Source organism: Bradyrhizobium cosmicum (assembly GCF_032290525.1).
GTDB lineage: Bacteria > Pseudomonadota > Alphaproteobacteria > Rhizobiales > Xanthobacteraceae > Bradyrhizobium > Bradyrhizobium cosmicum_A.
Genome location: NZ_JASXTA010000492.1, coordinates 1 through 245, shown reverse-complemented (window position 1 = coordinate 245; position 245 = coordinate 1). Strand labels below are relative to the sequence as shown.

Here is a 245-nt window from a genome sequence, read left to right as displayed (position 1 = left end):
CCCCATACCGCCAGTTTTCCCGATCGCATCAACGCACTCCTCTCACGCAATACCAGGCATCACTTCAGTTGAGCTGCGGCGTCAGGTTCATCGCCTGGCGGCCCGACGGAGCGGCGGCGACCGGACGCGGATGCGCCGCGGCCGGACGCGCCGTGATGCCGGTCCTGGAGTCCCCGCCGCGCGCCATGACCGGGGCGTTCTTCGGCAGCACCACGACCTTGGTGCCGACATCGACGCGGTTGAAC

Annotated in this window: 1 pseudogene; it reads right to left on the bottom strand. The window is 68.6% G+C overall.

Features of this window, described 5'->3' with window-relative positions:
• Positions 1-64: 64 nt before the first annotated feature.
• Positions 65-245 (bottom strand): annotated as a pseudogene (locus tag QSV46_RS40685) (L,D-transpeptidase); the annotation flags it as partial.